Genomic DNA, 10,465 nt, shown 5'->3' with positions numbered 1-10,465 from the left:
GACTTTTCGGATGGTTCGGGGTTCTACACCGAGACCGGGTCCTTGACCGGTTCCGCGGACAGGTGCTCGCGCAGCTTCTCGCCCTCGATGTCGACGTTCGGCAGGATCTTGTTCAGCCAGCGCGGGATCCACCACGCGGCCCGGCCGAGCAGCGACACCACCGCCGGCACGATTGTCATGCGGACGATGAAGGCGTCGATCGCCACGCCGATCGCGAGCGCGAAGCCCATCGACTTGATGACCGGGTCCTCGACCAGGACGAAGCCCGCGAACACCGACGCCATGATGATGGCCGCCGCGGTCACCACCCGGGCCCCGTGGCCCATGCCGCTGATCGTGGCCTGCCGTGGCGACTCGCCGTGCACGAAGTCTTCGCGCATCCGCGATACGAGGAACACCTCGTAGTCCATCGCCAGGCCGAACAGGATGCCGATGAGCAGGATCGGCAGGAAGCTCACCAGCGGCCCCGGCTGATCCAGCCCGACCAGCGAGCCGAGGTGGCCGTCCTGGAACACCATCACCGTGATGCCGAACGTGGCGCCCACGGTGAGCAGGAACCCGGCGGCGGCCTTGAGCGGTACCAGGATCGAGCGGAACACCAGCATCAGCAGAAGCACGGACAGCCCGACGACCAGCAGCAGGTACTCCGGCATCGCGTCGGACAGCTTCTCCGACACGTCGATGCCGACCGCCGTCTGCCCGGTCACCGCGAAGTCGGCCCCGCCGACGGTCTTGAGCTTGTCCCGGACCGCGTGGACGAGGTCCTCGGTCGCCGCGTCCGTCGGGCCGGTCTTCGGGATCAGGGCCACCAGCGCGGTCTTGCCGTCGCGGCTGAAGTTCGGCGGGGCGGCGGCGAGCAGGTTCTCGGTACCGGTGAGGGTCTGGATGGCCTCACCGGCCTTGGCCTTGGTCACGTCGGGGGAGTCGGTGGACACCACGAGCGCGAGCCGTCCGTTGAAGCCCGGCCCGAAGCCCTTGTCGATGAGGTCGGCCGCCTTGCGGGCCGGGGTGTCGGCCGGGCCGGCGCTCGCCCCGGGCAGGGCGATGCGCATGTGCGCGGCCGGGATGGCCAGGGCGGCCAGGCCGAGCACGCCGACCAGGATCACCGGCACCCGCAGGCGGATCATCCAGCGGGCCCAGCGGAAGCCGAAGTTCTCGGTGTGGTGCGCCGCGCCCTCGGTGAGCGCCTTGCGCTGCTTGCGGGACAGGATCTTCTGGCCGGCGAAGGCCAGCAGCGCCGGCTGCAGCGTGATCGCCACCAGCACCGCGACGGCCACCGTGCCGGCCGCGGCCAGGCCCATCACGGTCAGGAACGGGATGTTCACCACGGCGAGGCCGGCCAGCGCGATGACCACGGTGAGCCCGGCGAAGACGACCGCCGAGCCGGCGGTGCCGACCGCGCGCCCCGCCGCCTCGTCCGGGGCGTGCCCCTCGACCAGGTTCTGCCGGTGCCGGGAGGAGATGAACAGCGAGTAGTCGATGCCGACCGCGAGGCCGAGCATGAGCGCCAGCACCGGCGCGGTGCTGGTCAGGTGCACGGCGCTGGACAGCGCGAAGAGCCCGGCCATGCCGGCCCCGACGCCCAGCAGGGCGTTGAGCATGGTCATGCCGGCCGCGACCAGCGAGCCGAACGTCACCAGCAGGACCACCAGCGCGATGACCACGCCGATGCCCTCCTTGCCGCCGACCTCGGGCTCGTGGTTCATCACCTCGCCGCCGTGCTCGACCCGCAGGCCCGCCTTCTCGGCGGTCGCCCCGGTGGCCTCGTACGCGGCCCGCTGGTCCTTCGTCACCTGGTCCGCACGCTTGGTGAACTGCACGGTGAGCAGCGCGTAGCGGCCGTCCTGGGACAGTGCCCGGGTGCTGTACGGGTCCATCGCCCCGACCACGCCGGGCAGCTTGTTGGCCTCCTGCACCAACCCCATCACCGCCGCCTTGTTGGCGTCGGTGACCAGGGTCGCGCCCTCGGGCGCCGCGATCACGATCGTGCCGGTGGCCCCGCTGGCCTCCGGGAACTGCTGCTTCAGCGCGTCGATCGCGCGCTGCGACTCGGTCCCGGGCATGGTGAAGTCGCTGGAGGTCGGCCCCTTGAACGCGGCGGCCGCGCCGCCGAGCGCCCCGAGCACCACGATCCACAGGATCAGCACCACCCAGCGGTGCCGGAACGAGGCCCGGCCGAGCCGGTAGAGCACAGTAGCCATGACGTTCGTGTCCTAACGGTGTTTAGGTGAGCGGTGCCAGTGCCCGCGTCGCCGCCTCGACGAGCGCGGCGCGCAGTTCCTCATCGGAGTAGTCGTGCAGTTCCTGGTCGATGCCGAACGCGATCGCCGGAATCCCGGCGAGCACGAGCTTGGCCGCGATGACGCTGGTGGGGGACCCGGACGTCCCGGCGAGGATCTTGCAGACCTTCTGGGTCATGAGGTGTACCCGTTGAAAAGCCGGCTGCTGCAACAGGCCCGGCAGGTCACCGTAGATGACCTGGATCTCCTTGCGGTACCGCATGGAAAGGCCGACGAACCCCTCGATCGCCGCCGTCCGCGCGGTCGCGTCGTCGAGGCCGTCGAGGCGCGCGTGGAGCTGCTCGAGCTCGGCGATCGCCGGCGCGCAAAGCTCCGTGAGGATCGCCTCTTTGCTGTCGAAGTGGTACAGCAGCGCGGCCTTCGAGCAGCCGACCTCGACCGCGATGTCGTGCAGCGAGGTCCCCTTGTACCCGGTGGTGGCGAACAGGCGCGCCGCCGCGCCCAGGATCTCGTCGCGGGTGCTGCTGCGCACCACGGCTCCACCTCCGCCCGCCGGCCCGGCCTGCGTCACTCTCGGCCACCCTGGCCGATCGGTCAGGGTCTCGGCACAGCATGACTGGCCGATCGGTCAGTTGCTGACCGATCGGCCAGTTTTGAGAGTCACCTCACAGGCGCACAACATCCTTATCGGCACGCGGCGGTGGCGAAGTACCTGCATGATCGGGCTTTGTGCGGGACCCTCGCACGAGCGGGCCGACCGGCGCGGGGTCGCTGACGGAGGTCGCGGCCCTGCCGGACGCGGCCTGCCTGAGCCGTGCCGCAGTGATCACGGACGGTGACAGTGGAAGCCGACTAGAGCACGGAGCGGACGGCGGCCTCCACGCGTGGGGGGCATACGCCGCCGTGCAAGGCGTCCAGCGCGAGCAGTGCCGCGCCGGCCACGGGCGGGGAGGACAGCACCGTGACGGTTGCCTGGGGGCAGAGCCGGGCCAGGCGGGCCAGCAGGTCGTCGTGCAGTTGCGGGTGCCGGGCCGTGAGCACGCTGCCGCCGAGGACGACGGCGAAGGGCGAGCCCAGCAGGCCGAGCCTCGACGCCGAGACGCGGATCAGCGCCTCGATCTCGTCGGCCAGGCGGCGCACGACCCGGGTGGCCGCCTCGTCGCCGCCGGCCGCGACCGCGAAGAGCAGCTCGCACAGCTCGTCCAGGCGGGCCGAGGGGATCTCGCCGAGGTGCACGCCGATGACGACCGACTCGACGCTCGGGCGGGCGAAGTGGGCGCGTACCGCGTCGGTCAGGGCCGTGGCCGGGCCGCGGCCGTCCTCGGCGCGGCAGGCGTGGTACAGGGCGAGGGCGGCGATGTGGTGGCCGCCGCCCCAGTCGCCCGAGAGCTGGCCCAGCGCCGGGAAGCGGGAGGTCGCGCCGTCCGCGCGGCGGCCCGCGGCGTTGATGCCGGCGCCGCAGACCACGCCGACCGCGTCCGGGGTCGCGGTGCCGGCGCGCAGCAGCGCGAAGAGGTCGTTGTCCACTGTGGACACCGCGGCCAGGGCGAGCCCGGCGACCTCGGCGTTGAGCCGTTCGACCTCGATGGGCAGGTCGGCACCGGCGATGTAGGCCGAGAACTGGTCGAGCCCGATCGAGGAGGGCAGCGCCGCGGCGGCGCGGGCCTCGGCGACCAGCGCGCCCAGCTGGGCGACGGCGGCGGGCAGCCCGAGCACGTGCGGCGAGGTGGTCGGGCCGGCGACCCGGGCCAGGATGCGGCCGTCGGAGTCGCCGAGCACCACGTGCGTCTTGGAGTTCCCGCCGTCGGCCGCCGCATAGAGCTGCGCGGTCACGACAGCCAGGCCAGGTGGTCGCGGTTGGCGGCCAGGAGCTCGTCGGTCAGGCGGGCGGCCTTGTCGTGCTGGCCGACGAGCGGGTGGGTCAGCAGGGCGCGGTACACCCGGTCGCGGCCGCCCTTCACGGCCGCCTCCACGGCCAGTTCCTCGTAGGCGGAGACGGCGGCGATCAGGCCGGCCTGCTCGGGGCGCAGCGGGGGAGCCGGGACGGGCTCGGCGCCGGACGAGCCGACCCGGCAGGTGGTCTCGATGACGGCCTCGGGGGAGAGGAAGGGGAAGAAGCCCCGGTTGCGCACGTTGACCGCGTGGATGCCGCCGTCGTCGTCGTGCAGCGAGGCGATCAGGCCCACGGCGGCCTCCGAGTAGAAGGCCCCGCCTCGTTCGCCGAGCAGTGCGGGCTTCTCCTCCAGGGACGGGTCGGCGTACATCTGGAGCAGTTGCTCTTCGATCTCCGAGACCCGTGCGCCGCGGGTCGGCTTGCCGCGCTCCTCGGTGACGACCTCGTCGTGGCAGTAGAAGTAGCGCAGGTAGTACGACGGGACGCTGCCCAGCGACGTCAGCACCTCGGCCGGGATCTGGACGCCGGCGGCCAGGTCGTCCAGGTTGGACGCCAGCATCGCCGGGAGGCGGTCCACGCCGTCCACGTAGGCGGCGCGCTCCCAGGTCAGGTGGTTGAGGCCCACGTGGTCCAGGGTCACGGCGGACGGGTCGACGCCCAGCGCGGCGGCCCACCGGCGCTGGAAGCCGATGGCGACGTTGCACAGTCCGGCGGCCCGGTAGCCGGCGTCGAGCAGGGCGCGGGTCACGATGCCGACCGGGTTGGTGAAGTTGACGATCCAGGCGCCGGGGTCGGCGCGGCGGGCGATGTCCAGGACGACCGGCACGGTGCGCAGGGCCTTGGCGAAGCCGCCGGCGCCGGTGGTCTCCTGGCCCACGCAGTCGCACACGAGCGGGAAGGTCTCGTCGCTGATGCGGGCCCGCTGGCCGCCGACGCGCAGCTGGATGACGACCGTGGCGGCGCCCCGCAGGGCGTCGTCGGGGTCGGACGTCCAGCGCAACGAGGCGGCGCTGCCGTGGTGGCGCAGGAGGCGGCGGGCGAAGCCGCCCACCACCTCGAGGCGGGCGGCGTCCGGGTCCAGCAGCACGATCTCCGAGGCGAACGGGGCCAGCCGCGCGAACCCGTCGATCAGCTCCGGGGTGTAGGTGGACCCGCCCCCGACGACGGCGATTTTCAACCCTTGACTCCTGTCAGTGTCACGCCCTGTACGAAGGCGCGTTGTGCGAAGAAGAACAGCGCGACGACGGGCACGAGGGCCAGGATCGTCGCCGCGCTGACCAGGTTCCACTGCACATGATGCAGCGTGCGGAACGAGGCCAGGCCCAGCGAGAGCGTCCAGTTGTTCTCGTTCTCGCTGGTGTAGAGCAGTGGTCCGTAGTAGTCGTTCCAGGCGTAGAAGAACTGGAACAGCGCCGCGGCGGCGATGCCGGGGCGGGCCATGGGGAGTACTACCCGCAGGAGGGTGCGCCATTCGCCGCAGCCGTCGACGCGGGCCGAGTCCAGGTACTCGCCGGGGATGGTCACGAGGAACTGGCGCAGCAGGAAAATGGAGAATGCGTCGCCGAACAGCATCGGCAGGACCAGCGGCCAGAGGGTGCCGGTGAGGCCGTAGTTGGCCCACATGAGGTACAGCGGCACGGTCGTCACCTGCGGCGGGATCATCATCATGCAGACGATGACCACGAGCGCCACCCCGCGCCCGCGCCAGCGCAGCTTGGCCAGCGCGTAGGCGGCCGGCACGCTGGAGATCAGCATGAACACGGTGGCCAGGCCCGCGTACAGGACCGTGTTGAGCAGGTACCGCGGGATCGGCGTGCGGGCGAACACGTCCGAGTAGTTCTCCAGGTGCCACGACGACGGCCAGTAGGACGAGGTCAGCGCCTGGCGGTCGCTCATGACCGACGTCAGCAGCAGGAAGGCGACGGGCGCGATGAACATGATGGACAGTGCGATGGCGAGGCTGTGCTTGGCCACCCAGATCAGCTTGGTGTTCACGAGGCGGTCTCCGGGTTGATGGTACGGCGAAGCAGCAGCAACGACACGGCGAACGCGACCACGAACAGCACCACGGCCAGGGCGTTGGCGTAGCCGAGCGCCCCGTAGCGGAACCCGACCACGTACAGCCACAGCGGATAGGTGAAGGTCGAGCCCTCCGGGTAGCCGAAGGTGCTGGAGATCCCGGCGCCGGTGGTGGCCTGCCCGCTGGCGGCGGACGCGGCGACGGCGGCCTGCGTGAAGTACTGCAGCGTCGTGATCACCCCGATGACCGCGGTGAACACCACGACCGGTCGGATGTGCGGCAGCGTGACGTGCCGGAACCGCTGCCAGGCGTTGGCCCCGTCCAGGGCGGCCGCCTCCAGCTGCGCCGTCGGCGCGTCGAGCAGCGCGGCGAGGTACAGCACCATCATGTCCCCGCAGCTCCACACCGCGAGGAGCACCAGCGAGGGCTTGGACCAGTCGGGGGAGTTGAACCACAGCGGTCCCTGGATGCCCAGGTGCGCCAGCGTCGTGTTCACCGGGCCGACGCCGGGCTTGAGCAGGTAGACCATGGCCAGCGTGGCCGCGACCGGGGGCGCCAGGGACGGAAGGTAGAAGATGGTGCGGTACAACCCGGTGCTCTTCTTGAACTTCGTGAGCAGCAGGGCGCTGCCGAGGCCGCCGAGCATCCGGGCCGGCACCATGAACACCACGAACCACAGCGTGTTGAGGACCGCGGTGTTGAGGAACGAGTCGGCGAACATGTGCCGGTAGTTGCGCAGGCCGACCCACTCCGGCGTGGTGAGCAGGTCGAACTTCGTGAACGAGAAGTACACCGCGGACAGCAGCGGGTAGACGAAGAAGACCACGATGCCGACCGTCGCCGGTGCCATGAACGAGGCGACGGTCAGCGTGTGGCGGAGCCGGTGATGCACGTTTAGCCGCCCAGCTGCAGCAGGGAGTTGATCTGCTTGTCGACGTCGGCGAGGCCGGACTTCAGGTCGGTCTGCTTGCCGCTCTGCCAGCTGTCGCAGTACGTCTGGAAGGTCTCCTGGTAGGCCGGGCCGGCCGAGGACGGGGGCGTGGTCGTGGTCTTGGGGTTGTTGAAGATGTCCACGAAGGTCTTGAACTCGGCGTCGAGCTTGAGATCTGGCGAGGCGAGGGCGTCCTTTGTGGACGGGATGTTCTTCAAGCTGTTGGCCAGCTTGACGATCGCCTTGGTGTCCGTGGTGAGGTACTTGATGAGCTCCCACGCCGCCTCGGGGTTCTTGGCGGTCTTGGAGATGCCGATGACGTTGCCCGTGACGTACCCGGCGCCGTAGCGGTCCGATGTGGACGCCGGCATCGGCGCCACCCCGAAGTCGAGGTCGGGCGACTGGTCCTTGGCGAACGCGATGCGGTACTCCCCGTCGATCGCCATCGCCACCTGCCCCTTCTGGAAGGCGTTGGCGTCGGAGTACTCGTCGCCGAGCCCGGCCCGGAAGGCCTCCAGCTTGTCGTAGCCGAACCAGTCCACAAGGGACTTCTGCCACTGCAGCAGCTGCGGCCAGGCCGTGTCGCCGCCGATGGCCGACGAGCCGTCGGACTTGAGCCACTGCGCGCCGACCATCGGCCCGAGGTGCGACGGCGTGTTCTCGTAGAAGCCGAACAGCGGCAGGAAGCCGGCGGTGGTGATGGTGCCGTCGGCGGAGCGCTTGGTGAGCTTCTTGGCGTCCTCGGCGAACTCGTCGAGGGTCTTCGGCGGGCCGGAGATGCCGGCCTCGGCGAACATCTTCTTGTTGTAGTACAGGCCGTAGGCGTCGGCGAGGACCGGCATCGCGCAGCGCTTGCCCTTGAACTCGGTGTACTGCTTGACGGTGGCCGGGAAGCCGTCCATCGAGACCTTGTCCCGGGCGATGTACGGCGCCAGATCCAGCCACGCGCCGGAGGAGCAGAACTGCCCGACGATGTCGGTGGAGTACGACAGCCCGACGTCCGGGCCCTGGCCGCCGCCGATCGCCTGGGTCATCTTGGAGTCGTCCTGGCCGGACTTCACCACGACGTTGATCTTCGGGTGGCTGGCCTGGAAGTCCTTGACGACCGCGTCGATGGCCTCGGCCTCGCGGTCGGTGAAGAAGTGCCAGAACTCGACGGTGCCGGAGACCTCCGCGCCGGGGTCGGCGATCGGCTTGTCCTTCGGCCCTGGGGTACAGGCGGCCGTCAACGCGACGGCGGCGGCGATGGCAAGGAGACGACGCAAGGGGGTGACTCCTCTGTCAGGTCTTTCAGGGTTTCGGGGGGTGGGTTGGCGCAGTGTCGTCTTCAGGGGGTGGGTTGGCGCAGTGTCGTCTTCAGGGGGTGGGTTGGCGCAGTGTTGCGAGGATCGACTCGCGCACCGCGGAGACCGCCGCGTCGGCCGCGCCCAGCAGCGGCGCGTCGCCGTCGACGGTGCTGACCGCGATCGCCGTCTCCAGCGGCGCGGCCTGGGACATGGCCTTGGTGACGGCGTCCCCGAGCGGCTCGCCGTACGCCCGGGCGAGCTCGCCGCCGATGACGACCAGCGGCGGGTCGAGGACCGCGACGACGGCCGCGAGCCCGAGCACGATCCGGCCGGCGAGCTCCTTGAGCAGTTCGCCGGTGGTCTCGTACCGCGCGGCGAGCGCCCGGACCGCGTCCGGCCCGACGAGGTCGTGGAAGTCGCTTTCCCCGACCGGGATGTAGCCGATCTCGCCCGCGCCGCCCCGCGCGCCGCGCAGGAGCACGCCGGCTAGGTCGATCGCGAGGCCGAGGCCGCTGTCGCCGAGCCACAGCAGTACGAAGGCCTCCGCGCCCTGTGCCGCCCCGTGTGCCCGCTCGGCCAACGCGGCGAGGTTGACGTCGTTGTCGACGTCGACCACGGTGCCCAGCCGCTCCTGCAGCTCGTCGACGAGCCCCGGCCGGCTCCAGCCCGGCACGTCGACGTGGTGGATCACCCGGTCGCGCGGGTCGAACGCGCCGGCCACCGCGAGCTGCACGTGGGCGATCGGCCCGCGGTCCACGCCGGCCGCCGCGCACAGACTCGTGATCGCCTCCTCGACCGCCCGCACCGGGTCGGTGCGCGAGAAGTCGACGGGCGCCTCGAGCCGGGCCCGCTCGACGCCCCGCAGGTCGTGCAGGGCGGCCGTGAGCGCCGGGGCGTGGTCGCGCACGGACAGCGCGACCGCGTACGCGGCGTCGGGATTGACCGCGTAGACCTCGGCGTTCGGCCCGGGCCGGCCGGTCTCGTGCCCGACGCCGGCCACCAGCCCGGCGTCGGCGAGCCGCCGGATTGCCTCGGAGACGGTCGGCTTGGACAGCCCGGTGAGGGCGCGCAGCTCCGCCCGGGTGAGCTCGCCGTGGTCGAGGAGGTGCCCGAGGGCCGCCGCCTCGTTGAGGGCTTTGAGCAGCTTGGAGGATCCGCCGACCGCCACTGTCGCCCCTTCAACTAATAGGCAGACTGACTAACAGTTGATGGAAAGGTAAGTGCCGTCACGGGTGATGTCAATGGGATGCCGTCCGTTGCGGCGGCGGTCCGCGGCTCGCGGCCCAAGATCGGGCGGATAAGTCGGGCGCTGGCGCGCCACGACTTATCCGATTTATACCCTGGCGACCTGTAAATCCGACATACCGCGCCGATGTACCGCGAGAGAATGGGAAAGCGGTCTTGCCGCCTGTCGGGGTATAAATCCGACATGTCGTGGCGCGCCAGCGCCCGACATGTCGTGAACCGCCCGAATCTGCGACCGGCCTGCATCGCTGCGCCGCGCGGCTGCGTCCAGATCTGCCGTGCGGCGTTCTTCGCGGGACCCGCGGATTCACGGGCGGGTGCGGCGGCTACGCCCGGCCTCGTCCGGCGCGGCCGGGGTGGCTGCGGCGCTGCGGCTGGATGCCCAGGCCGCGATCTGCACCCATCTGCGCCGCGCGGCTGCATCCAGATCTGCCGTGTGGCGTTCTTCGCGGGACCCGCGGATTCACGGGCGAGTGCGGCGGCTACGCCCGGCCGTGCGCGGCGCGGCCCGGGTGGCCGCGGCGCTGCAGTTCGACGCCCAGGCCGGGATCGGCACCCACGTGCAGGTTCTGGAGGGCGACGCCGGTCGGCCGGTGCAGGCGGCCCTCGCCTACGCCGAGGCCGACGACCTCGCCCGCGACGGCCTTGGCGGGTCCCGCCGGGCCCGGCGTGAGGGCCCCGCGATGGCCGACGTGGTCGTGGACGACCTCTGGGACCCCGATGCATTGGAGCGGGCCGCGCAGGCCTGGCAGGCCGTCGGGGCCGACGTGCGGTCCGCCGTTGAGGTGCTCGAGCGCGCGGCCGCGCTGCGCGCCGGCACCTTGACGCTAATAGCTACATGAGTAGAGT

At 71.1% G+C, this 10,465-nt stretch carries 9 protein-coding genes; 1 reads left to right on the top strand and 8 read right to left on the bottom strand.

The genetic code is table 11. From position 1 onward, the window contains the following. Positions 1 to 23: 23 nt before the first annotated feature. The 8 genes from ABD352_RS14525 to ABD352_RS14490 form a co-directional block, all read right to left on the bottom strand. Positions 24 to 2,201 (bottom strand): MMPL family transporter, encoded by a 2,178-nt coding sequence (locus tag ABD352_RS14525; RefSeq protein ID WP_344612861.1) that lies wholly within the window; start codon positions 2,199 to 2,201, stop codon positions 24 to 26. A gap of 22 nt (positions 2,202 to 2,223) precedes the next feature. After that, entirely contained in the window at positions 2,224 to 2,775 is a 552-nt protein-coding gene (locus ABD352_RS14520) for a TetR/AcrR family transcriptional regulator (RefSeq protein WP_344612860.1), read from the bottom strand. A 317-nt stretch (positions 2,776 to 3,092) separates the two neighbouring features. Next, positions 3,093 to 4,073 carry an N-acetylglucosamine kinase gene (locus ABD352_RS14515; protein WP_344612859.1) on the bottom strand — a complete coding sequence of 327 codons (981 nt, stop codon included), beginning with the start codon at positions 4,071 to 4,073 and terminating at the stop codon, positions 3,093 to 3,095. Further along, positions 4,070 to 5,311 carry a 6-phospho-beta-glucosidase gene (locus ABD352_RS14510; protein ID WP_344612858.1) on the bottom strand — a complete coding sequence of 414 codons (1,242 nt, stop codon included), beginning with the start codon at positions 5,309 to 5,311 and terminating at the stop codon, positions 4,070 to 4,072. The genes ABD352_RS14515 and ABD352_RS14510 overlap by 4 nt, the downstream gene beginning before the upstream one ends. Further along, positions 5,308 to 6,129 carry a carbohydrate ABC transporter permease gene (locus tag ABD352_RS14505; RefSeq protein WP_344612857.1) on the bottom strand — a complete coding sequence of 274 codons (822 nt, stop codon included), beginning with the start codon at positions 6,127 to 6,129 and terminating at the stop codon, positions 5,308 to 5,310. The genes ABD352_RS14510 and ABD352_RS14505 overlap by 4 nt, the downstream gene beginning before the upstream one ends. Then, the gene (locus tag ABD352_RS14500; protein ID WP_344612856.1) at positions 6,126 to 7,046 is read right to left on the bottom strand and encodes a carbohydrate ABC transporter permease; all 921 of its coding nucleotides are present in this window, start codon (positions 7,044 to 7,046) and stop codon (positions 6,126 to 6,128) included. The genes ABD352_RS14505 and ABD352_RS14500 overlap by 4 nt, the downstream gene beginning before the upstream one ends. A gap of 2 nt (positions 7,047 to 7,048) precedes the next feature. Beyond that, on the bottom strand, positions 7,049 to 8,350 hold the full coding sequence (locus ABD352_RS14495; RefSeq protein ID WP_344612855.1) for an ABC transporter substrate-binding protein: 1,302 nt from the start codon (positions 8,348 to 8,350) through the stop codon (positions 7,049 to 7,051). Between the two features lie 91 nt (positions 8,351 to 8,441). Next, a complete protein-coding gene (locus ABD352_RS14490; RefSeq protein WP_344612854.1) occupies positions 8,442 to 9,539 on the bottom strand; it encodes an ROK family transcriptional regulator in 1,098 nt (365 codons plus the stop codon). 550 nt (positions 9,540 to 10,089) lie between these two features. Here ABD352_RS14490 and ABD352_RS14485 point away from each other — a divergent pair. Further along, positions 10,090 to 10,458: a hypothetical protein gene (locus ABD352_RS14485; protein ID WP_344612853.1), complete on the top strand. Its 369-nt coding sequence runs from the start codon at positions 10,090 to 10,092 to the stop codon at positions 10,456 to 10,458. Positions 10,459 to 10,465: the final 7 nt, after the last annotated feature.

Source organism: Dactylosporangium salmoneum, assembly GCF_039532525.1.
Taxonomy (GTDB): domain Bacteria; phylum Actinomycetota; class Actinomycetes; order Mycobacteriales; family Micromonosporaceae; genus Dactylosporangium; species Dactylosporangium salmoneum.
This window is presented reverse-complemented; position numbering and strand designations above follow the sequence as displayed.